Annotated in this window: 16 protein-coding genes and 1 tRNA gene; 15 read left to right on the top strand and 2 right to left on the bottom strand. The window is 33.8% G+C overall.

What is annotated here, in order from left to right; genetic code table 11:
• Positions 1-29 precede the first annotated feature (29 nt).
• Positions 30-1,028: a GntR family transcriptional regulator gene (locus tag BUE84_RS17195; protein ID WP_079242751.1), complete on the bottom strand. Its 999-nt coding sequence runs from the start codon at positions 1,026-1,028 to the stop codon at positions 30-32.
• 245 nt (positions 1,029-1,273) lie between these two features.
• Between BUE84_RS17195 and BUE84_RS17190 the strand changes: the two genes are divergently transcribed.
• The 5 genes from BUE84_RS17190 (at position 1,274) to BUE84_RS17170 (ending at position 8,528) form a co-directional block, all read left to right on the top strand.
• Positions 1,274-3,001: a sodium:solute symporter family transporter gene (locus tag BUE84_RS17190; protein ID WP_079242750.1), complete on the top strand. Its 1,728-nt coding sequence runs from the start codon at positions 1,274-1,276 to the stop codon at positions 2,999-3,001.
• Between the two features lie 178 nt (positions 3,002-3,179).
• Complete coding sequence (locus BUE84_RS17185; protein ID WP_079242749.1) at positions 3,180-5,063, top strand: beta-galactosidase; 1,884 nt, start codon at positions 3,180-3,182, stop codon at positions 5,061-5,063.
• Between the two features lie 19 nt (positions 5,064-5,082).
• On the top strand, positions 5,083-6,141 hold the full coding sequence (locus tag BUE84_RS17180; RefSeq protein WP_079242748.1) for a UDP-glucose--hexose-1-phosphate uridylyltransferase: 1,059 nt from the start codon (positions 5,083-5,085) through the stop codon (positions 6,139-6,141).
• A gap of 47 nt (positions 6,142-6,188) precedes the next feature.
• Positions 6,189-7,472, top strand: coding sequence for a galactokinase (locus BUE84_RS17175; protein WP_079242747.1), 1,284 nt, complete (start codon positions 6,189-6,191; stop codon positions 7,470-7,472).
• A 3-nt stretch (positions 7,473-7,475) separates the two neighbouring features.
• Complete coding sequence (locus tag BUE84_RS17170; protein WP_079242746.1) at positions 7,476-8,528, top strand: aldose epimerase family protein; 1,053 nt, start codon at positions 7,476-7,478, stop codon at positions 8,526-8,528.
• Positions 8,529-8,635: 107 nt separating this feature from the next.
• On the opposite strand, the gene BUE84_RS17165 is transcribed toward BUE84_RS17170, so the two are convergent.
• Positions 8,636-8,708 (bottom strand) — tRNA-Phe (locus BUE84_RS17165).
• 541 nt (positions 8,709-9,249) lie between these two features.
• Here BUE84_RS17165 and tssD point away from each other — a divergent pair.
• From tssD to BUE84_RS17115, 10 genes are all read left to right on the top strand, one after another.
• A complete protein-coding gene (tssD, locus tag BUE84_RS17160; RefSeq protein WP_079242745.1) occupies positions 9,250-9,654 on the top strand; it encodes a type VI secretion system tube protein TssD in 405 nt (134 codons plus the stop codon).
• A 125-nt stretch (positions 9,655-9,779) separates the two neighbouring features.
• Positions 9,780-11,660: a type VI secretion system Vgr family protein gene (locus BUE84_RS17155; protein ID WP_079242744.1), complete on the top strand. Its 1,881-nt coding sequence runs from the start codon at positions 9,780-9,782 to the stop codon at positions 11,658-11,660.
• Between the two features lies 1 nt (position 11,661).
• On the top strand, positions 11,662-13,020 hold the full coding sequence (locus BUE84_RS17150) for a DUF3289 family protein (protein ID WP_099049856.1): 1,359 nt from the start codon (positions 11,662-11,664) through the stop codon (positions 13,018-13,020).
• A 48-nt stretch (positions 13,021-13,068) separates the two neighbouring features.
• Positions 13,069-13,551, top strand: coding sequence for a hypothetical protein (locus BUE84_RS17145; RefSeq protein ID WP_079242743.1), 483 nt, complete (start codon positions 13,069-13,071; stop codon positions 13,549-13,551).
• Positions 13,552-13,583: 32 nt separating this feature from the next.
• Positions 13,584-14,378: a hypothetical protein gene (locus tag BUE84_RS17140; RefSeq protein ID WP_079242742.1), complete on the top strand. Its 795-nt coding sequence runs from the start codon at positions 13,584-13,586 to the stop codon at positions 14,376-14,378.
• Between the two features lie 18 nt (positions 14,379-14,396).
• Positions 14,397-18,545, top strand: a complete 4,149-nt coding sequence (locus tag BUE84_RS17135; RefSeq protein ID WP_079242741.1) for a TIGR02594 family protein — start codon at positions 14,397-14,399, stop codon at positions 18,543-18,545.
• Positions 18,546-18,558: 13 nt separating this feature from the next.
• Positions 18,559-19,869, top strand: a complete 1,311-nt coding sequence (locus tag BUE84_RS24870) for a hypothetical protein (protein ID WP_238594281.1) — start codon at positions 18,559-18,561, stop codon at positions 19,867-19,869.
• 51 nt (positions 19,870-19,920) lie between these two features.
• Positions 19,921-21,117 carry a hypothetical protein gene (locus tag BUE84_RS17125; RefSeq protein WP_145953286.1) on the top strand — a complete coding sequence of 399 codons (1,197 nt, stop codon included), beginning with the start codon at positions 19,921-19,923 and terminating at the stop codon, positions 21,115-21,117.
• Between the two features lie 11 nt (positions 21,118-21,128).
• The gene (locus tag BUE84_RS24865; RefSeq protein ID WP_238594280.1) at positions 21,129-22,349 is read left to right on the top strand and encodes a hypothetical protein; all 1,221 of its coding nucleotides are present in this window, start codon (positions 21,129-21,131) and stop codon (positions 22,347-22,349) included.
• 51 nt (positions 22,350-22,400) lie between these two features.
• Positions 22,401-23,570 (top strand): hypothetical protein, encoded by a 1,170-nt coding sequence (locus tag BUE84_RS17115; RefSeq protein ID WP_145953285.1) that lies wholly within the window; start codon positions 22,401-22,403, stop codon positions 23,568-23,570.
• Positions 23,571-23,591: the final 21 nt, after the last annotated feature.

The following is a 23,591-nucleotide window of genomic DNA, read 5'->3' as shown; positions in this document are numbered from 1 at the left end:
TTATAATCTGAGCCTTTGTTCAAAAATAATTATAGAGAATTCCTTATGATTAAATTAGAAGCATTTTCAATTCTCCCTTCTTTTGTATTAAGAACCATTTCTGCCAAAATCTTTCCCATTTGCCAAAAATCTGTAGAAATTGTAGTAATGCCATTTTCTACAATACCTTTAAGAGGTGTTTCGTTGTAGGAGATAATACCGAAATCCTTTCTGATCTTTAGTTTCTGCTTTTTAGATTGCTTAATGACGTTTACTAAATGCTTGTCATCCGGAATGATGAATACATCTCCATTCAGTATTTCCCCATCCGTGAAATTACAGATAATCTCATGCTTCATTTTATACTGTTCACAAAAACTGGTAAATCCTTCTACCATACCTACAGGCTCTTTTTGTCCTGGGAAGATAAGAATTAATCTGTGATAGGCTTCAAGCTTAGTTTTCGCTTTTAATAATCCGCTGTACATGTCCTTTGCGAAATTCTGATGTACTGATGAATATTCTCTTAAAGATATATTGGTTTGATCCAATATGTAAACATCCTTCTTTGGAAGCATCTTAATAATGGGAGCTGTATCATTCATATTCCCAGGCATAATTATATATTTTGTGTAATTTCCATTGTTTTCTTCTATTAATTTTTTGAAGACATCAATATTGAAGTAGTGGAAAAATACATGAACATTCGCTCTTTGCTGTATCTCCTCCAAAAAGGAATAATAAAGGTTTTCTTTGAAAGCATTCAGTTCATCAAACAGTAAAAAGATGCGCTCTTCAAAATTCCAATCAGTACTTTTTATATAGTATCCTTTGCCCAAAATAGCATTTACTATCCCTTTCTTTTTCAGTATTTCGTAGGCATATAAGACAGTATCTCTAGAAACACCGAATTCCATACACACTTTATTGATGGAAGGTAACTTGTCATTTTTTTTTAATAGTTGTTGGGCAAGAGCTTGTTCAATGGAATTTATAATCTGTTGGTATTTAGGAATAACTGAATCAGGGATTATTTTAATAATCTTCATAACATTGCCAATTTTTTAAACTAGTAGTAAATATACAAAAACTGGTAGGAACAAGTATGGTTGTGTTTTCTAAATTTATACATTTGATAATATAAGGGTTTCTTTTATGTGATTTTGGTGTAAAAAAACAAATTTCATTCTAAATGATATATCAGGATTACTAACCTGTTAAATACTTTATGGTACATGTAAGTGCTGAAAAAGTATAGAAATCTATGATAAACTTACTATAAAAATTTTTAAGCGTGGGAAAACTATCGACACTTGATTTTGTTATATTTCTAATTTATTTTTTTGTTGTAACAGTATATGGCCTATGGATATACAATCGGAAAAAATCAAAAACTACAGGAAGTAAAGATTATTTCCTTGCAGAAGGTTCACTAACATGGTGGGCAATCGGAGCGAGTTTGATCGCATCTAATATTTCAGCAGAACAATTTATTGGGATGAGTGGAGAAGGTTTTTTCACAGGAGTAGCTGTTGCCGCTTACGAATGGCTGGCTGCAATTGCACTTATAATTATTGCAGTATGGTTTATTCCTATTTATCTCAAAAATAAGATTTATACGATGCCTCAGTTTTTGGAAACAAGATATAATAAGGCTGTTTCTCTTATTATGGCAGTCTTTTGGCTATTTTTATATGTAATTGTTAATCTTACTTCCATTCTTTATTTAGGAGCTGTAGCTATTGATTCACTGCTTGGTGGAGGCCATCTGCATATCATTATGGTTGCCCTTTTACTAACGGCTTTGGTTATTGGATTAGGTGGAATGAAAGTCATTGGCTACACGGATGTTATTCAAGTGGCAGTTCTTATTATTGGTGGCTTTGCTACAGTTTATATGGCATTACAGGTTGTGGATCAAAGAATTAATGGTGCTGCTGTTGGAAATGCTTTAACGGGCTTAAATACCCTTTTGAAAGAAGCTCCGGAACATTTCAACCTCATTCTAAATAAACCACAAATTACCACAACTACTTTATCAATGTCAGAAAATTTAGCGGTACGGAAATATGTAGTTTTGCCAGGTTTAGCAATGTATTTTGCTGGACAATGGATTGTACAACTTAATTATTGGGGATGTAACCAATACATTACCCAAAGGGCATTAGGGGCAGATTTAAAAACAGCAAGAACAGGAATTTTATTTGCAGGATTTTTAAAACTTTTTATGCCAGTAATTGTTGTGCTTCCTGGGATTGCGGCTTATGTACTCTATACAAAAGGTCATTTGTCAAATTTTAATGGAGTAAAAGATGGTGCTTATTCTGCAATACTAGGCTTGCTGCCATCTGGACTTAAAGGTCTTGCGGTTGCGGCTTTAACAGCTGCAATAGTAGCATCACTTGCCGGAAAAGTAAACAGTATATCAACCATTTTTACTTTAGATATTTATAAAAAATATTTAAAAACGAATACATCTGAAACGCAATTGGTAAGAACAGGACGTTGGGCAATTATAGTGGCAATGCTTATTGCTTTGGTATTTACATGGACAGATATTTTGGGAATTGGTGGCGAAGGCGGTTTCACATTTATACAAAAATATACGGGTTTTATTAGTCCGGGTGTATTTGCTATGTTTATTTTAGGGATGTTTTGGAAAAGAACTACCGGAACCGCTGCTATAGTTGGAGTTATTCTTGGTTTTTTATTATCTATATTTTTTAACAGTTTTGCAGTTGAACTATTTGGAAAAGAAACATGGATGTATACAGCATTTACTTATGAAAAATTGGAAAATGGTGTGGTGAAAACCATTACAGAGATTCCTTTCCTGATCAATATGGGGTGGTCATTTTTCATTACTGTAGTTGTAATGGTTCTCTTAAGTGTCTTTGGTCCAAAAGTAAATCCAAAAGCTTTTGTTACAGACAAAAATATGTTCAATGTGGACAATAGAACATTATTCCTGATCGTCATTATTTTATTACTTCTGACTGCTGTTTATGTACGTTTTTGGTAATAGAAATAATTTTGAGTTTTGCATTTGAAAAATTTTAACAAGTTTCATAATATTTAAATATTTTTTCAACTGGTGGTAAAGTTGAAAAAACCGGTGGTAGCCAGTATGGCAGCATCAGGTAAATTTATAAATTTGTTTTAATACATAATTAACTTTAATAGCTAATACAACATATACAATGAAGTTTATTAAAAACATAATTTTAGCCTTTTTTTTAGTAGGAACAACTGTGGTAAATGCCCAGCAAAAACCTATTAAATATGAGTCTTTCAAAATTGAAAATGGAGAATTTAAATTGAACGGGCAGCCAATTAAATTGCATTCAGGAGAGATTCATTACGCCAGAATTCCTCAGGCTTATTGGAGACATCGGTTGAAAATGGTTAAAGCTATGGGTTTAAATACGATAGCGACTTATGTTTTTTGGAATTATCATGAAATAGCTCCTGGAAAATGGGATTTTCAAAATGGAAACAAAAACTTACCTGAATTTTTAAAAATAGCAAAAGAAGAAGGTTTAATGGTAATCCTTCGCCCTGGCCCTTATGTATGTGCAGAATGGGAGTTCGGAGGCTATCCCTGGTTTTTACAAAATGACAAGGATATGAAAATCAGAGAATATAATACTCCTTTTTTAAATTCGACAAAAGCATATTTCACAGAACTTTACAAGGTAGTAAAACCTTATCTGATTGTTAATGGAGGCCCGATTGTTATGGTTCAGGGAGAAAATGAATTCGGATCTTTTGTTAGTCAACGAGAAGACATTAAGCTGGAAGATCATAAAAAATACAGTTCTTCAGTATTTGATCAATTAAAAGAAGTTGGTTTCAAAGGAATGGAGTTTTTTACTTCAGATGGAGACTGGTTATTTGAAGGAGGCGCTTTGCCTGGTGCTTTGCCAACTGCAAATGGAGATGAAGACCCGGAAAATATTAAGAAAGAGGTGAAAAAATACCATAATGGGAAAGGTCCTTTTATGGTAGCAGAATACTATCCCGGATGGTTAGATCATTGGGCAGAACCTTTTCCCCGTAAAGCTGCGGAAAGAGTAAAAGGCCACATTGAAAAATTTATGAATAATGATATTTCCTTTAATATTTATATGGTGCATGGAGGAACTAACTTCGGATTTACCTCTGGAGCTAATTACGATAAAGATCACCATATACAGCCAAGTATGACCAGTTATGATTACGATGCTCCTATTACTGAGGCAGGTTGGGAAACCGAAAAGTATATGAAATTAAGAGAATTATTAAAAAATCCTTCTACACCTCCTGTTCCTTCAAGAATTCCAGTTATTAAGATTCCGGCTATTCAACTATCTCAGGCAATTGATTTGGAAGATTTAAAAAAGAATGTAAAACCAATAGTTAATGACAATCCTTTGACTTTTGAGCAGTTAAATCAAGGGCATGGCTATGTTTGGTATAGCAAAAATTTTAATCAGCCAATTAAGGGGATCTTAAAAATTGATGGATTAAGAGATTATGCAATTGTGTATGTAAATGGAGAAAAAGTAGGAGAGCTTAACCGCTATTATAAAAAATATGAATGTAATGTTAACATACCCTTCAATGGAAAATTAGACATTATAGTAGAAAATATGGGGAGAATTAACTACGGCTCTGAGATTAATAAGAATACAAAAGGAATTATTTCTCCTGTATTTATTAATGACCGAAAAATAACTGGAGATTGGGAAATGTATGGGCTTCCTTTTGAAAAGGCTCCGGTAATTGATACAAAACAAAAATCTGATGTAAAAGAGAACAGACCAGTTATCTATAAAGGAAATTTTAATGTATCACAGGTGGGAGACACTTTTTTAGATATGCGACCTTTCGGAAAAGGGATTGTATTTGTCAATGGAATTAATCTGGGAAGGTATTGGTCGGTAGGACCACAACAAACTCTGTATTTACCGGGATGTTACTTAAGAAAGGGTAATAATGAGATTGTTATTTTTGAACAGAAAAATAATAAACTTCAAAAAGAATTAAACACATTATCTGAACCTATTTTGGACAAATTAAACCCTGAAAACGGGTCAAACTGATATAAATAATAAGCTCAACATGAGTACTTCATTTAACAGCAAAAATCATCCACATAGAAGATTTAATCCTTTATTGGATGAATGGGTTTTGGTATCACCACAAAGGGCAAAACGGCCATGGCAAGGGCAACAGGAAGAACCATTAATAAGCGCTCAAAATCAATATGATCCGAAATGCTATTTATGTCCCGGAAATTCAAGAGCTAACGAGACCCAAAACCCTCGCTATGAAGGTGTATATGTATTCGATAATGATTTTGGAGCTTTATTGAAAGGAGAAATAGCCCCAGATAAAACGGAAGGTGAACTGGGTGAGTTATTTAAAATGGAACCTGAAAGAGGAATTAACCGGGTAATCTGTTTTTCACACGATCATTCATTGACTCTTCCTGAAATGTCTGTAGAAGCGATTACAAAAGTGGTGTCTGTCTGGAAAGATGAATATCAGAGTCTTGGGAAACTAGATTATATTAATCATGTTCAGATTTTTGAAAACAAAGGGTCTGTTATGGGCTGTAGTAATCCTCATCCTCATGGTCAGATTTGGGCGCAGGCATCCATTCCTTCTCAAGTGGTCAGAACACAGCAAAATTTGAAAAAATATTATTATCAACACGGAACAACTCTTTTGTATGATTATCTTCAGAAAGAAATTGAAAGTAAGGAGCGAATTGTTTTAGAAAATAAAGCTTTTGTGGCTTTGGTTCCATTTTGGGCAACCTGGCCCTATGAAACAATGATTATTAGTAAAAAACCTCTAAATAGTCTATTAGCCTTTTCAGATGAAGATCAGGTTTTATTTGCTCAAATGTTGAAAGATCTGACCACAAAATACGATAATATTTTCTCAATTTCTTTCCCTTATTCTGCCGGAATACATCAAGCTCCTACAGATTCAGAATCTCATGAAGAATGGCATTTTCATATGCATTTTTATCCTCCTTTGCTTCGTTCAGCTAGTGTGAAAAAATTCATGGTAGGATACGAAATGTTAGCAGAAGCCCAAAGAGATATTACTCCGGAACAAAGTGCCGAGATTCTTAAAAAAAGTTCAACAATTCATTATAAAAATAAATAAAATGGCTCTTAATAAAATAGGCTGTTTTATAAATTAGGTACCAATACATGTCAAATAATAAATATATTGATTCTTTAATTAATGAAGGTGATATTCCTCAATTTAGAGAGTTGTACGGACAAAATTCAGAATTATTACATCAGCAAGCAGTTCGGTATACCAAAGCATTATCTCGTTTCAGAGAAATTTTTGGAGAAAAAGAGGTTTCTGTTTTTAGTTCACCAGGACGAACCGAAATTGGAGGTAATCACACAGATCATAATCATGGTCGCGTATTAGCGAGTGCCATAAACTTAGATAATATAGCCGTTGCTGCTAAAAATAACTCCAATATAATCAGGATTGAATCTTCAGGTTATCAATCATTTGAAATAGATTTGGACCACCTTATTCCCAATGAGAAGGAATTTTTAACCTCAAATGCGCTTGTTCGTGGAATTAATGCTCGATTAAAAGAATTGGGCTATAAAATAGGAGGATTCGATGCTGTAATTGATGGGTGTGTTCCTAAAGGTTCCGGATTAAGTTCATCAGCATCATTTGAGGTTTTAATTGGTGCAATTGTAAGTCATTTATTCAATGATGGTAATATAGATCCCATATTAAATGCCCGGATTGGACAATATGCAGAAAATGTTTTCTTTGGAAAACCTTGCGGGTTAATGGATCAGGTAGCTTGTGCAGTAGGAGGTTTGGTAATCATTGACTTTGCAGACGTAACCAATCCTATTGTTAAAAAAGTAGATTTTGATTTTGAATCTACTGGTTTTTCTTTAGTGATTACAGATACTCGGGGCGATCATACCAATTTGAATGATGAATATGCTGTTTTACCTAAAGAGATGAAAGACGTTGCAGCCCATTTAGGATGTAGTGTACTGAGAGAAACGACTCTGGAAAAAGTAATGGATATTGCTCCTTCTATCCGTAAAAAAGTAGGAGATCGGGCTATTTTAAGAGCCATTCATTTTGAATGTGAAAATGAACGCGTAGTAGATGAAGTAACAGCATTAGAGAATAATGATTTCCAAAAATTTTTACACTTGGTAATAGATTCAGGACATAGTTCGTATATGTACAATCAAAATGTTTATGTATCAAATAATATACATGAACAAGCCGTTTCATTAGGGTTGGCTTACAGCGAATTAGTACTGAAAGGTGCTGGAGCATGGCGTGTGCATGGTGGAGGATTTGCAGGAACAATACAAGCTTTTGTCCCTGAAAATTTGCTTGAAAAATATACCACAACTTTAAATCATTTATTTGGAGTGGGTTCTTGTCATCCTTTATTCATAAGACAAAAAGGAGTTGTTAAATTAGACCTTTAAAAAATGGGTGTTATCAATGAAGTGACTTTTAATACAGTTCACAACCATCAAAAAGTCCGGTTATTCACGTTGAAAAATAAGAATGGGATGATTGTACAAGTAACTAATTATGGGGCAATTATAGTGAGTATTAATGTTAAAGATAAAGACGGAAAACTGGCAGATGTAGTGCAGGGATATGAAACAGCACAAGAATACATAGACAATAATGAATTTTATCAAGGGGCCATTTGTGGTAGATGTGCTAATCGTATCAGGAAAGGAAAATTCACATTAAACAGAAAAGAATACTCATTAACAGTTAATAATGAGGATAATCATTTGCATGGTGGACTGAAGGGTTTTGATAAAAAAGTATGGGATGTTAAAGAGTCTTCTGCCTCGAAAGTGAGTTTTCAATACACTTCTCCTGACGGGGAAGAAGGCTACCCTGGTACTGTATCTGTAACGGTAACTTATTCCATTAGTGAAAATAATGAATTACAGTTAGATTATTCAGGGACAACAGACCAGGAAACTATACTCAATCTGGTAAACCATTCTTATTTTAACTTGGCGGGGGAGGGCAGTGGAACAATAAATAACCATCAATTGCAGATTGAGGCTGATTTTTATACTCCTCTTACAAAAAACCTTGAACCGACAGGTGAAATTTTAACTGTAAAAAATACCCCGTTTGATTTTACCTCCTTAACAGGTATTGGAGACAGAATTGATATGGATCATGATCAACTTACGATTGGAAAAGGATATGATCATAATTTTGTTTTAAAGCACCGTATGCATCATTTAGATTTAGTAGCTACTGTTATAGAGCCACGGTCCGGTAGAAAAATGGAAGTATTTACCACTATGCAGGGTTTGCAGTTATATACTGCCAATTGGATAAAAAATATAAAAGGAAAAGAAGATCACCTGTACCAGGAAAGAGAGGCATTTTGTTTGGAAACACAGAATTTTCCAGATGCAATTAACCAATCCCATTTTCCATCACCAATACTAACTCCTAAAGATGTATATAAACATTCAACTATATACAAATTCTCAGTTTATTAATATCCAATTAGGTATAACAGTTTATAAATCCCAGGCTTAGAAATTACTGAAAATAAGTTATGTATTAAAAACAAAAAAACCTCTAAAATAAATTAGAGGTTTTGAAGTGGTTTCTCCAGGAATCGAACCAGGGACACATGGATTTTCAATCCATTGCTCTACCAACTGAGCTAAGAAACCATTTATGTTTTCGTTTATTACTTCGTTGTTTTAAAGTGATGCAAAAGTATAACATTTTATAATACCGCGCAAGTTTTTCAGTTAATTTTTTTGAATAAATATGTTGTTTCAGCTGGGTTATATCTTCAATGTCTTGTTCATCAGTGTTTTGATATGTTTTATTTTTTCCTGTTTTTTTTGAATATAATTTCCACAGGAGGTTATTGAAAGGTTTTCAGTCCTGATATTTAGAATTTTTCTCAAAAAAATGTTGTACTTCTAAAGGATGAAGCAGAAGATTTTCTGTAAGACTATTTTGGGAATAATATTATTGCTTCTTTAAACAATTTTAAACAGGCAATAAAATAATCCGATTTTTAGTCATGAAAAACAGCAAACACTTGATTTATAATGGATAATTAACCTAACGATTGTTAGTCGTACTATTACTACACTTTTTTAAATTTAATAATAAACGCTATTTGTTTTTTATAAATACATCTATATTTGGTGATATAGAAAACAAACAATCACAATACATTAACCATTAAAATTTACAATCATGGCAGAAAGAAATTCAAGAGGAATTTTAAAATTCAACAACGGAGAAGGACAAAAGCTATTAAAACTTAACTATAGCGTATCAAGAGCTACAGACGTATCAGGGCGTGTAGCATCAGACCCTTCCAACGCGCTTATCAAAATTACAGTGGAAGCTACTGATAAATCAGACATCCTGGAAAGTTTACTGAACGGAAAATATAAGCCTACTGTAGGAGAGATCACTTTCAACAAATCTCACGAAGAAGGAACATTAACAACATTAAAGTGGAACAATGGTTATGTAATCCAGCATGAGGTAGATTTCGATGCTGTGGATGAAAACAGTATGTATATCAGTTTTGTGGTAAGTGCAGAACAGATAGATCTGGGGAATTCTTCTTACTTCGGAGCATGGCCTTCTTAAGCATATTCAGAATTTAAATATCAGGCAGAATAGTACATCCTTCAAGGAAAGCTGTTCTGCCTTTTTTAACCTTATAGAACGATTGTTTATTCCAAATAAAGTTCTGAAAAAAACACCTAATCACTATGAATAAAAATGCCTCGAATTCCGATAAGATTTCAGAGAATCATATTCCCGGAATCAACCGTGTGGTGAAACTGGATATTGTGATTGAAGGCAAGATTATCAAACACTTCAAGCATTTTCGCCTACAGCAAAGTGCGAGACGCCATCACAATTTTGAACTTATTCTCGCCCATGATTCTCTTGGGGAAGCTCAAAACCACACCCTGGAACAAGCCCGCCAGTTTTTGGGAAAAAGGATTACTATTGTTTTCAAATATAAAGATTATGAAAGCGAAAGCCCGGAAAGAACCTTTGTAGGGGTAATCACCAAAGCCGCATTCAGCCAGGAAAAAATGAGCCTGGGAAATATAGTATTGCGGGGTCAAAGTCCTACTATTCTCATGGATGCCGCTCCCCATACCCAAAGTTTTGGAGGTGATCAGGCTGTGAATACAGGAATTATTGCAAACAAAATACTTAAAGAAGCCCTGGGAACAGAAAAATTTGATTTCAGAGTAGATACACAGAATAAAAGCTATATCAATTATAGTTCACAATATAACGAGACCCATTATAACTATCTTGCAAGAACAGCCGAAGCCTACGGAGAACAGTTTTACTATGATGGTGAAGTACTTCATTTTGGAAAACTTCCGCCTTCAGAAAAACCGATCAAGCTCGTCTATGGAAGCAACGCAACAGATGTTCAGGTAGAATTGAATGCCGTTCATACCAATCCTCAGTTTTTTGGATATAACAGCAGCAGCCACACTAAAATGGAGGGCTCGGAGAATAATATCAGACATCTGGGAGAAATCCCTTCGAAAGCTTATGAACTTAACAGTAATATCTTTAAAACACCTTCTTTGTCTCCCGTACCCATTAATGCCAATATGTTTGTTGATGTAAGCGATTCTCAGAAAAGTGCTGCAGGAAGTGCTGCTGTGGAAGTATTTACAGTTGCGGGAAATACCACCGTTCCGTTTCTGTATCCCGGATGCCTTGCTGATATTGAAATGAGGAAACCGGATACCAGCCAGACTTCTTACTTTACAAAAATTACAGTTACCGAAGTGACCCATGAAGTCAATGCCAGAGGTTATTATAGTGGTAGTTTTGAAGCGATTGCTGAAGGAACAGGCTTTATGCCAAAACCGGATTTTATACAACCCAAGGCCGAACCACAGGTTGCTACCGTCATTTCCAATACAGATCCCCTTAATCAGGGAAGAATACAGGTAAGATTTGACTGGCAGAAAAACCCGGATACCACCCATTTTATCAGAATGATGAGTCCTGATGCCGGAGGTACAGATATGATTACTCAAAACAGAGGTTTTGTTGCGGTACCTGAAGTTGGAGATCAGGTTATGGTTGGTTTTGAATATCATCATCCCGACTTTCCATTTGCTATGGGAGGAATGTTCCATGGACAGGTAGCATTGGGAGGAAGTATCAATAACCACCTTAAGTCTATTCAAACGAGAAGTGGTAATAAAGTGATTTTTAACGATCAGGAAGGAAGTATTTTTATTGAAGATCCTAGTGGAAATACTTACCTCATGGACGGAAAAGGAAATATTGTGGTGAATGCACCCAAAAATATAACCTTCACAGCCGGAGAAAATGTGCAGATTAATGCCGGAAAAAATATCATTGCCTCTGCCCAGAGAAATGTCAATATTATGGCTGGAGAAGATATTACTGAAACTGCTAATGATGATTATAATCTGACAGCGAGTAATATTATTGAAACGGCTGAAGCCGGAAGAAGCTCCAGGGCGAAAAATATTACAGAAAATATGGAAGCAGGCTCTTACATCAGTACCAAAGAAGCGATTAATGTAGAGAGTGCCAAGGAAGTGCTTATTAACAGCGGTAAACAGGTAAAAATGCAGTAATATGGCAGGTGAAGGAGGAAATATCGTACGGAATGTCTTTGGGAAATCTTACAAGGAAGCAGAACATATTATGAAAGATGCTTCCAAGGGGACTTTGGATTTTAAATCTCCTCAGGAAAACACCTTTTACGGGAAAAAAGGAGGCAAGAAATTCGATGAGTATCAGGCGAAAAAAGACAATACATTATTAGTAACAAAGGTAGAAGGCCCTTTAGATGATAATGGAGGGAAAATAGCAAAACCCAAAGAAGGCGAAAAATACTGGTTCAAAGCGACTTTTAACAGATCTGCAACGAAGAGCGAGTATAAAAAACTTCAATGGCAGGAAAAAATAAATGGAATTTCTATACCCTTTTTTTTCGATTACTCTTCAATCACCGGAAATACGGAGACCATTCAGGTGAAACTTCCCTGTTATGATATGCGTGTATATGCCTATTTTAAAACTCCGATAGACAAGGTCAGTGTTGAAGTCAAAATAACCAATCCATTACCTCTTTATATTGACCGATTTAAAATAAAAGGAAAAGACAGGAAAGGCGTTAACATGGCGGATGATCTGTGCTATGGTCTGGGAGTTTCCAATCAGTATCCTTCACGGTACACCTTGCAGGATGTGGAAAGCAAGGGAATTTGGATCAAATCAGAGATCAGAGATAAAACAGACGAAGAATTATGGGCAGGTTTCAAGCGTATGGTGGGAACACTTTTTTCAGTCGGAGAACTGGAAACGGTTGCCTTTGATATGATTGAAAAATTTAAGCGGAGTGAAGGAGGTGAGTATACCAATTCTATTCTTACAAAACATGTGTTGAACCATCCTTCAAATCAACGATTCTGCCTAAGTATGGAAGATGAAATTGCGGACAGAATTAAGAAAAACCATGGAAGCATTGCATCCATTGAAGATGATGAAATACACTTTACAGATGATGAGGTAGGAAAGTTCGGAAGAAGAGGATGGGGACATCCCCAGTTTTCAACGATGAAAGATACTTTTATGGGAGGGCTCACCATTTGTATGAATGATACCTGGGCATATGAAGTGAAGCTGACAAAATTCAATAAATCAGCTAACGGTACTTATGATGCAACCTATAAAGTTGTTTTATATGATCATTTTGGGTTGGATATGCCGGATATTGAAAAGAAATACTACTATCTGCTTGGTTTCAGATATTGGTTTATTTTGCAGCATATCAGAGGATATAAACCTTTTATCACTAAAGTTGAGTTTGAAAAAACATTTAAAGAAAGTATCACCATCGGCAAAGCAGAACGCCAAAGTAAAAGAAGAGCAGAAAAAGAAAGACAGGATCATCTTCGAAATATGGGAAGAAGAAGACCTGGAGAATATTAACAATGAATAGCCATTACATTTTAATGAGCCTTATTATAATTATAAAAAATGAAGTATTTACCATCTGTAAAAATTATCACTATTGTATGTTTTCTTTTAATAGCTATGAGCTGTGATAAGAAAAAGAATGACTTTATTCCACTTGATCATATGACTTTTACCAATGCTTATGATAAGAACGCAGTGAAAATTTCATACTATATTCTTATAGATCATCCTGAACCTACTGAAAGTAATCTGAAAAAAGAAATTACAAAATATGTAGAAAATAAATTGAAAAACAACAAGTTACTTGCGAAACCGGAAACGGCATCACTCAACTTTGTTTTTTATAGAAAAACGGACAATACTTCATATTTTATTACGAATAAAGAAAGTGCCGGCGAGCTGTTAGGTGAAGAAATATCACACTATCAGCAGGATTATATAGCCAATTATCTGGTAAGTAAATGTGAAAAAGGGACTGTAGAAAAAATTTATCTCTACAACCTGCCGGAAGAGACTGTAGCAAACAAAAACTGTGGTAAATAATACCGTCTTGTTTTTATAAATAATAACAAAGTATGGTAGAAACAAGAGTAAAACCATTTCAGAAATATACATCGGGGATCCATGATTATCAGGTGGAAAATGCTCTTGAAATACAGTTCGGGGAAGAAAAAGGATTTTATTCATCCTTTAAAATTACTGTTCAGGAAAAGATAAATGAAGATCATTCCAAAAACTGGTTGATAGAAAAAGTAGAAGATTCCTCTTTTCCCTCCGAAAATAAATTTATGGAAATCCTGCATATCCTGGAACAAAGCTCTTATCCGCTGGAAATAAAAGTGGATGAAAAAGGAAGCTTTCTGGGAGCTGTAGATCATCAGAAAAATATAGAAAACTGGAAACTCAAAACAGCTGGGCTTCAGGAAAAGTATCAGAATGTAGATGTTTTCAGAAACCAATATTTGTCAGCTCTTGAAGATGAAACGGGCTTTTATAAAAATAAACTGAAAGAACCTTTCTGGAATCTTCTCTTGTTTGCTCCTTATTATGTAGATAACGGAGGAAAAAGTGATGAATCCGTTGTATGGAATATTAAAGGAATCGGAGATATTGAATGTCACGGAATTATCAGAGCCGAACAGAGAGAGTACGGATTTGAATCTTCTTTTATTTCCGAAATTAAAGTTCCTGCTATCATAAAAGAAGAATTGGAAAAAAAATATCTGTACCAGCCGGGACAGTACCAGGTAAGATTATATATAGAAATGGAATACAACTCCCGTAAAAAACAGTATTCCAAAAAGAAAGCTGACTTTATATTGTCAGACGGAGAAAAAACAGTATACCGGGAAACGATCACAATGACTTAAACTTTATGAACAAATGACATGGCGGATAAAGGATACATCATTATAGAAGGAGCTACTGCGTACTGCAGCAGTTCTGTAACCAATAACTCCAATGGAACCGCCGTTCCGATGGAAGTGAAAAGCCAGAAAAAAAAGCTGGGCAAAAACAAATATTTTGCACAGAACAAGCCTGTTGCTACCTATCTTGATGACAAAGCCGACAGCTTCGGAGGAGGCAACGGGTTTGGGAACTGTAAAGGCTCAGACGGGAAAACTTATCCATGTAAAGGTAAATGCAACATAAAATATAAAGACTATTATGAAAACGTAGAATTCAACAAGAGTATGAAAATACTGTTGGATGCTTCTACAGGAAATTGTCCGGGATATGGCGTTCCCGGAACTATTGCTTTTGCAACCACCGGGCAGGCCAACAATGTTTCACAGATTGATGTGAAAGAAGCCGATGAATTTTCTGTTGCCAATACTTCCCCACAGTGGCCTTCATCTTCTGCTTCTGAGGCAAGTATAGCAGTGACATCCATTTCAATGATAAGACCTATACCAACGGATAAACTTAATGGTACTTACTATTATATCAAAGGAATGAATGGCCCGCTTCTTCCTATTATGAATCCTTTTGGCGGAGATAATCTGGATCTGAAAGCTCTGTTCAAAGGCGATGAGAAAAAGATAATCTGGGCACTGTTTAAAGGAGAAGGAACAAAAGATAAAATAAAAACATTTATTGGATTGGGAAGCAATTTCAGCCAATCCATGAGTAAAATATTCGACAGACTTACAGAAGGAAAGTACAGACTGGAAGCTTATGGTAAAAAAGCAGGTGATGCAAAATGCTCTATCAATGTGGAAGTAATACAGGATTTTGTTAAGAAAATTGTCAGTCCAGGATCTTCAACGTTGATTAATATTCCTTTACCCTTATCTATTGAACGTAAACTTAACAGTACCACCGATCAGGCGAAAATACTTAATAAGGGATTCTTTATGCCTGTAAATACGGTTCAATGGACTGTGAAACAGGGAACAGCAGTGCTGTATAACAGTTCATCCGGAGCTTCCTCTTCACACCTTGTTTCCGTTACAGGGATTGGTGATCGTGTTATTCTTACCTTTAAAAATGCAGGTAAATATACCATAGAGGCATTTACAGATCCTACAGATCCAAAACCCCAGTCTGTAGAAGTGAAAATCGAGAATAGTCTGGGCGTAATGGGAGTCAAAGGCGAACCCGGTTTGGTGAGGTTCAGTGATACGATTAAAGTACAGGCTTCCAGGTTCAATGTTAATTATATGCCTTCCGGGACATCTGTATATTGGTATCTTAAAAAAGAAGGAGTGGGAAGAGTTGCCTTATTTGAAAACTCTCCTTCGTTCAGAACTGGCGCAATCAATAAAAGAGTGGCAGAATTACTGTATAACGATGCAAAACTGGCCAGTAATCAGTATTTCGGGAAATATATACTTGAAGCCTATGCTAATCCGATAGGAGCAGGAAAGCAGCCCGGATTCTCAGGTTCAGACTGTTTTAATTTTGAGGTGATTCAAAATGTAATAGATAAATTCACTTTTCCGGCAGCCAATATTCCAAAAGGAACAAAAATAAAATATACAGCAACAGCAAGAATTGCTACGTTGTCCGGAAATGAAACCATAAAAATTGAAGTACCGGATAAAGTGACCAATAACGGAGACGGAACCATTACATTCAATGATCTTGGAGAATACACGATTTCCGCTTATTTAACAGGAGATTATACCGATGGGAAGAAAATAGAAGCGAAAGTAAAAGTTTCAGAACCTACGGTAAAAAGAGCACTTTGGGCGTACGGAACAGGAGTGAAGCGCACTGAAACAGGATTTGGAGAAGAAACCTATGGATTTATTGAACTGGATGGGCTTCAGAATCAAGCCTTAAAAGTAAAAATCTGGGTAAAAGGAGAAGGCGATGATTTCTATAAAGAGAAAGATAAATATATGCTGGAGGAAAAAACAGTTACCCTTAATAATGAAGGTAAAGCGTCTTTCCTTATCACAACGAATGATGATTACAAGAAAAAATTGCTGGCAGCTATCCCCAAAACAACGGAAAATCCCAATCCATCATACCGAATAGTATTTACGGTAGAATTGCAGGCAAGCTCATCCGGAGATATTGTACTTCCGGGAAACATTACCATTCAGGGAACGAAACCTGTGGTGGTAGACAATACTACAACTTATCTGGAAGTTTTAGATTCCAATGAAGAACTGATCATTACTTCCGAACAGAAAATTGTTTCCATCATGTTCTCTACTGAAGATGGTAAAGATATTCAGCGGATGCAGACTTTCTATGGTAAAACCCACAAAATTTGGGTACACACCGTCAATATGACTGAAGAAACTCTGAAGATTGACGTTCTGAAGGAAATCCCTAAAGAAGGTTTAAACGAAACAGATCATATCACTTATACCCACGAAAGCAAACAAAGCTACAACGAAGAAAAAACAGGAAAAGACGGCTTACTGGAAGTTTCCTTCACAGCAAAAGAAGAATGGAAGAACCCACCAAAAAACTTTGATTACTATATAGCACAGGTTTCCCGTCAGGTGCAGGATCCCGCAGATCCCAAAAAGAAAGTCTGGAAAATAGAAAAAAGCCAGTTTACCATCAACAATACACTTCCTGCTGATCTGGTTCGAACAGAGGATATGGAAAAGCTGGGAATCAAAGCCTACAAAAAAGACGGAACTCCTTTTACAAAAGAAGAAATGCTGGAACTTAGGAAACAGTTTATTTTTTATGAAAGTGGCTGCCTTAAAGTATCTCAGAAAGAAACTCCTGAAGCTATTGAAAATGATGTGATGCCAGTGGTGGTGGAAATGGCGGAGGTGAGAAAGCAGAAAGCATGTTATTGTAATCGTGATTTTACTGAAAGTGAAATTAGAAGTTTGGTAAAACATATGCGTGGTAAAGAAGAAATATGGGAATCTACAGACATGGATCGTGAAAGTTTTGCAGATTTAACAATGGAATTGAATGCTATGTTTAGAAAATATGATATTAATAAATGCATTCAAAAAATAGCATTTTTAGCAAATGTTTATTCTGAAACCAGCTTTTTTAGGACAGCAGGAGAAGAATCAAGTTCTCATGCCTCTAGTGGTTACAAATATAAAGGTCGTGGAATACAGCAGCTCACTGGGGATGGGACTGATCCTGTTGCATATAAAGATTATGATGAAAAAGTTCCTGAAGATATTGTTACATATCCTGAATTGGTGGCTACTAAGCTTTATTTAGCGGTAGACAGTGGTGGTTGGTTTTGGTCAGTTTATAAAAAAATACCAAATTGGAAGGAAAATCCTAATAAAAGCTATTCGCAAGCAGAAAAGGATGCGATGAAGTTTAAAAGAGAATATTTTAGTAAAGCACTTGGGAAAACATTAAATGAAACTGCATTATTAATGGAGGATGAGGAAGAGCGTTATTATTTTTTAATTTGTAAAGTATTAAACGGTTATACTCTGTCTCATAAATTAGAAGTAAATCCTAATGGATGGGAACATAGAAAACAAGGTCTTTCCAATCTTAAAACATGGTTTAAATATGATAAAAAAGTCTGCGATGGAGAAGTAGTGGCCATGCCAAACCTTGAGGGAAGGGCACTATGGATGGAACTGGTTTGGAAAGAAGAAGCTAAGAATCTTGTTGAAACCGGTACAAATAAAGAAATCCAGAAGTTTTTTGATGGAACTCCTTATGAAAATGCAATGAAAAATGGTACAGAAAATGAAACAACTATTGCATGGTGTGCGGCTTTTGTCAACTGGATTATGAAACATTATGGTTACGAAGGAGTTACTACCGATAAAGGATATGATGCTGTGAGAGCATTAAAATGGGCAACATGGGCAGAAGGAAAAGACCTGAAAAGACCTGTTTACGGAGCAATTGCCGTGAAAACAAGAACCGGCGGAGGGCATGTAGGTTTTGTTGCTGGAAAAAAAGGAAATAAAGTCGTTATTTTAGGAGGTAATCAATCGCAGAAATTGTATTGTGTAGCTTATGAAATTTCTGATTATTATGCCTATGTAGTGCCAACAAATTACGAAATTACAGATGCAGATTATAATTTACCGGAATATAAAGGAAATCCTGGTGCAAAAGGATCTGAACTTTAAATAAAAAATGAAAATGAAATATAGAATTTTAATGAGCCTGCTTTTTATTTCTTCCGCTTTTGTATCATGTCAGGATAAAAAAGTTGAAAGTAATAAGAATGTGACAACTATTACAGAAAGTTCAGCAGGTCTGCAATTTAATCAAGATGTTAATACTATGCTAAAAAAACAGTTAGAATACGGAATACCTTCTTTTGATAATCCATACAAGTATTCCGATAAAGATTTGGAAGTAACAACTCCAATACTGAACCAATTACTTCTAGATAATGGTTATAAAGCTATCAGTAATGAAGAGTTTAATAATAAAATAAAACAGATTTTTAACCGGACTATTGATAAAAATTCAATAAGTAAATTTCTTTATATCAATTTTATTGATAAGTGTGATAAGGAGCTGAATTTCTTTCCAAATGATGCAGAAAATAATGGGATATTCGTAGTTAAAAATCAGAACTTTATTACTGATCTTTATCCACTTCCCACGATTATTGATTATCAAAAAACATATAGTGAAGCAGCTCAGGAAGAAAATTTGGCTTCTAAAAATTATAAAGATGCAAATGGCAATGAAGTTAAGAAATATTTATGGAAAGATACGTCCAATCTGAAGGAGCAGAGAAAGAAAAATATACAAACATTAATTGCGCGTAATCTTTATCTGTTTAATGATAATAAGTCTCAATACAAATGGCTTACCCTTAATGATTCATATTTTATGGATGGTTTAGTAAAAACTTTTGGCTATACTCAGGATATTGATTTGTTGAAGTGGGTTATTGAAAGAACGAAGTTTAACAAAAACGATCCACAAGACTATGGAAAGTTGTTTTGGGTAAAGCAATGTGATGAAACAGTAAAAATCCATGCTAATACTTTTAAAACTTTACAAGAAATTTATACTCCAGATATAACAAACGATATGTCAAATCAGAATAGATTTTTACTTGATCATATTAAAGGATATCTTGAATATTTTGCTGATTTTAATAACAAAGAAACTGGCATTTCAAAGGAAGATAAAGTGAAAATACTTGCAAATATTGTTTATTTTGCTGAACAATATAAGTATGATAAAAGATTTGTTTCAGGCTATGGAGATAACTCTAAAATGATGGGAAGGTTAAGATTCTTTTTAGATCAGGAGGAAGTAAATATTTTACAGAAAAATAATTATTTCAACCTTCCAAAATTTAAAGAATGGTGGGATAACGCTGACTATGATGAATATTTTGTTGAAGAATGTGAGTACAACGGTACTTGCGGTCCAGATAACCAACCTATGAATATTACAGAATGGAGAAAACAGCATCCTAAAAAATAATATATAAAGCACAGTTAAATTTAACTGTGCTTTTATTTTAAAAACACAACAATGATAAAGAAGGTTATAATTTCTCTGGCTATCTTAATATCGAGTGAATTTTATTCACAAAATATGTTATTGGGCATAAAAAACGCTTTTCTAACTGTTCTTAAATCACAGCTGTCAGCCGGAGTAAGTGGAGAGAAAAGTGAAACAGATTATCCAACCTATCAATTTACATTAAAAGATTTAGAAGCCACTGAATCTATCATATCAAAAGAATTAGAAGACAATGGATACAAAAAGCCAGGTAAAGAAGACTTTGATAATACGGTCAATAAAGTATTCAATAGAATAATTGATCCGAGATCAGAATCAAAGTATTTGCATATTAATTTTGAAGATAAATGTTCAAAAGACTTTAAGCTTTTTAAAAACTCAAATAGTATTGATGTTAATCCATACAGTACGTATATTTTTAAAAATGGACTTTTCATTTCAGATTTATACAGCATCCCTGAAATACTGGACTATACTAAAGAGTCTGAATTATTGCAATATGAAAAAGATGCTGAGAATAATAATCATATAGCAGATGTCAAGATATGTTATTGGAAAGATATAGCTGATTTAAAAAATATAAGGAAACAAAGTATTAAAACAATTGTTGCTAGAAATATGTACCTGTTTAATAATAATAAATCATACACGGCATGGCTGGTACAGAATGATCAAGTTTTCATTAAAAATCTTATCAAGTTTTTTGGATACGATAAAGAACCAAAATTTAATGAAATGCTTATTAATGAATATATTCAATCTAAAGATCAATATAAAATAGGTGAACTTGTATTTGCTAAAAATTGTAATAAAGAATTAGAAGAACGAGATGGAATATTACAAAGTTTGACTGATGCTTATCGAAAAAGTTCAAATCCTAAAGATTTATATGGATTAATGGAGTTTGGTTCAAAATTATTAGAAACAGATGAATACAATAATTATTCAGAGAATGAAAAAATTAAAATGGTAGCTTATCTTGCAAATACTTATGATTTCCTGTTCAAAAAAAATCATAGGAATCAGGATGGCTGGGATCCTAGATGGAATATTTTAGGAGCATATTTTGAAGATGATTCAAGAAGTAAGATTAAATGGCCTAAGTTAAAAGAAGAAATGCAGAAAAATAATTATTATAATCTTTCAAATTTAAAAGAAGTAATTAGTTACGCAGAGGGATTTGATAGTGTAGGCGCTCCGGATTAAATTCATAATTAATGATACAAATTTCAAATGTTTTCACAATTATTCTACTATTGATTGCTTGTAACTATAAGGGACAAGACAATAATATGAGCACTGCAAATAGACAATATGCAAAATCAGAAAATTTAGATAGCAAAATTGATGTTGAAAACATTAAAAAACATATTAAACTACAAGAAAAAATTGAGTCTGATGAAGTGGAATATGATGATCCTTATAATTTGAATGTAGAAGATCTAAAATTAGCTTCTTCTATTATCTATGATGATTTGATCAGTAACAGTTATATTGAACCAAAAGCTGAATCCTTTAAAAATAAAATTGAAACTATTTTTTCAATCAGTCATAGTTCTAATAAATGCGTGAGTATCGATCAAACGAATGGGTACATAACAGTATTTGGTAATCATCCTGATGGCAATCCTATGACACTTGAACAAAATAAGTATGAACTTTATTCAACTACTCAGAATACTTTCATTAATACTAATAAACAATTTATTTTTCCAATGCTTTTATTAAAGGAACTAATAAATATTAATGGTGATAATTCTTTTAAAATTAAAGTTCCACGATATATTATTGCCCGTAATATGTACCTTTTTAATGATAGTAAGCCACAATTCAAATGGCTTATTTTAAATGATCAAAATTTCATGGAGAGTTTAGTAAAAACTTTCGGGTATACACAAGATCCTGATTTATTAAAATGGGTTACTGAAAGAACAAAGTTTGATGAAAAGGATCCTCGGGATTTTGGTAAGCTTTTTTGGGTTAAAGTGTGTAATGGAAAATTCAAACTGCATGCAGATACCTTCAAGCTTTTACAAAAAATTCATATACCTAATGACCCATCTGAAAATAGATTTATTATTGATAATATCAAAAGCTATTTAGAATTTTTGGGACGTGATAAATCCACTGATCTTACAAGAAATGAAAAATTAAAACTAATGGCTAACTTGGCATATTTTGCTGAACAGTATAATTATGATAAAAAATTTAATGATGATAATAAGATGATGGCTAGACTTCGTTATTTTTTGAATGATGCTGATTTCAAGGTTATAAAAGAAAATAATTTTTTCAGTCTTCCAAAATTTAAAGAGTGGTGGGATAATACAGATTATGATGCTTATTATGTAGGCGAGTGCGAATATGAAGGAAGCTGCGGTTCAGGATACCAACCTATGGACTATACAGAATGGAGAAAACAACATCCTAAAAAATAATATATAAAGCACAGTTAAATTTAACTGTGCTTTTATTTTAAAAACACAACAATGATAAAGAAGATTATAATTTCTCTGGCTATCTTAATATCGAGTGAATTTTATTCACAAAATATGTTATTGGGCATAAAAAACGCTTTTCTACCTGTTCTTAAATCACAGCTGTCAGCTGGAGTAAGTGGAGAAAAAAGTGAAACAGATTATCCAACCTATCAATTTACATTAAAAGATTTAGAAGCTACAGAATCTATCATATCAAAAGAATTAGAAGACAATGGATACAAAAAGCCAGATAAAGAAGACTTTGCTAATATGGTCAATAAAGTATTCAATAGGATAATTGATCCGAGATCAGAGTCAAAGTATTTGCATATTAATTTTGAAGATAAATGTTCAAAAGACTTTAATCTTTTTAAAAACTCAAATAGTATTGATGTTAATCCATACAGTACGTATGTTTTTAAAAATGGACTTTTCATTTCGGATTTATACAACATCCCTGAAATACTGGATTATACTAAAGATTCTGAATTATTGCAATATGAAAAAGATGCTGAGAATAATAATCATGCAGCAGAGGTGAAAATATATTACTGGAAAGATATAGCTGATTTAAAAAATATAAGGAAGCAAAATATTAAAACAATTGTTGCTAGAAATATGTACCTGTTTAATGATAATAAATCTTATGTTGACTGGTTGATAAGTAATGATATAAGTTTTATTAAATTAATGGTAAAAACTTTTGGATATACTAAAGAACCAAAGTTCAATGATTTGACGATGAATGACTATTTGAGTAATTTTCAAAATTCCTCTGATATTGGTGATATTATTTTTGTTAAAAATTGTAAGGGAGAATTAGAAATAAGAGTTGACTTGTTAAAGTATATAAAAGAGCACACAAAATCAGACGAAAATAGGCTTTTGAATGCTTTAGAGAATTTTGGATATGCATTGAAAGATAATACCAAGTTTACATCAGAAGAAAAATATAAAATTCTTGCTTATATTGGGAATACAGTTGATCCATTTTATTTGAATTTTGCTGGGGTTAATTCTGGGAATGCCATATGGAATGCTGAAAGTTTACTTTATAATAGTGTTGTAAAAGATAAAAAAATCATCTTAGTATTTCATAAAAATAAATATTATGGACTTTCTGATTTAAAAGAAAGTTTACACCGAGTTCAGGCAAGTATAGACCATGAAACAGAATAATAAAAAAGCCAGCTCTTATTT

Origin of the sequence: Chryseobacterium indologenes (assembly GCF_002025665.1) — a bacterium.
GTDB classification, from domain to species: domain Bacteria; phylum Bacteroidota; class Bacteroidia; order Flavobacteriales; family Weeksellaceae; genus Chryseobacterium; species Chryseobacterium metallicongregator.
Note: the sequence above shows the minus strand (reverse complement) of the source record. Positions and strands in the feature narration are given on the sequence as shown.

Coding starts and splice junctions, on each gene's coding strand:
- BUE84_RS17150 (WP_099049856.1), top strand. CDS start 11,662: ATGGCAGGTGAAGGAGGAAATATCGTACGGAATGTCTTTGGGAAATCT.
- BUE84_RS17175 (WP_079242747.1), top strand. CDS start 6,189: ATGTCAAATAATAAATATATTGATTCTTTAATTAATGAAGGTGATATT.
- BUE84_RS17125 (WP_145953286.1), top strand. CDS start 19,921: ATGATAAAGAAGGTTATAATTTCTCTGGCTATCTTAATATCGAGTGAA.
- BUE84_RS17185 (WP_079242749.1), top strand. CDS start 3,180: ATGAAGTTTATTAAAAACATAATTTTAGCCTTTTTTTTAGTAGGAACA.
- BUE84_RS17115 (WP_145953285.1), top strand. CDS start 22,401: ATGATAAAGAAGATTATAATTTCTCTGGCTATCTTAATATCGAGTGAA.
- tssD (WP_079242745.1), top strand. CDS start 9,250: ATGGCAGAAAGAAATTCAAGAGGAATTTTAAAATTCAACAACGGAGAA.
- BUE84_RS24870 (WP_238594281.1), top strand. CDS start 18,559: ATGAAATATAGAATTTTAATGAGCCTGCTTTTTATTTCTTCCGCTTTT.
- BUE84_RS17180 (WP_079242748.1), top strand. CDS start 5,083: ATGAGTACTTCATTTAACAGCAAAAATCATCCACATAGAAGATTTAAT.
- BUE84_RS17135 (WP_079242741.1), top strand. CDS start 14,397: ATGGCGGATAAAGGATACATCATTATAGAAGGAGCTACTGCGTACTGC.
- BUE84_RS17195 (WP_079242751.1), bottom strand. CDS start 1,028: ATGAAGATTATTAAAATAATCCCTGATTCAGTTATTCCTAAATACCAA.
- BUE84_RS17140 (WP_079242742.1), top strand. CDS start 13,584: ATGGTAGAAACAAGAGTAAAACCATTTCAGAAATATACATCGGGGATC.
- BUE84_RS24865 (WP_238594280.1), top strand. CDS start 21,129: ATGATACAAATTTCAAATGTTTTCACAATTATTCTACTATTGATTGCT.
- BUE84_RS17155 (WP_079242744.1), top strand. CDS start 9,780: ATGAATAAAAATGCCTCGAATTCCGATAAGATTTCAGAGAATCATATT.
- BUE84_RS17145 (WP_079242743.1), top strand. CDS start 13,069: ATGAAGTATTTACCATCTGTAAAAATTATCACTATTGTATGTTTTCTT.
- BUE84_RS17170 (WP_079242746.1), top strand. CDS start 7,476: ATGGGTGTTATCAATGAAGTGACTTTTAATACAGTTCACAACCATCAA.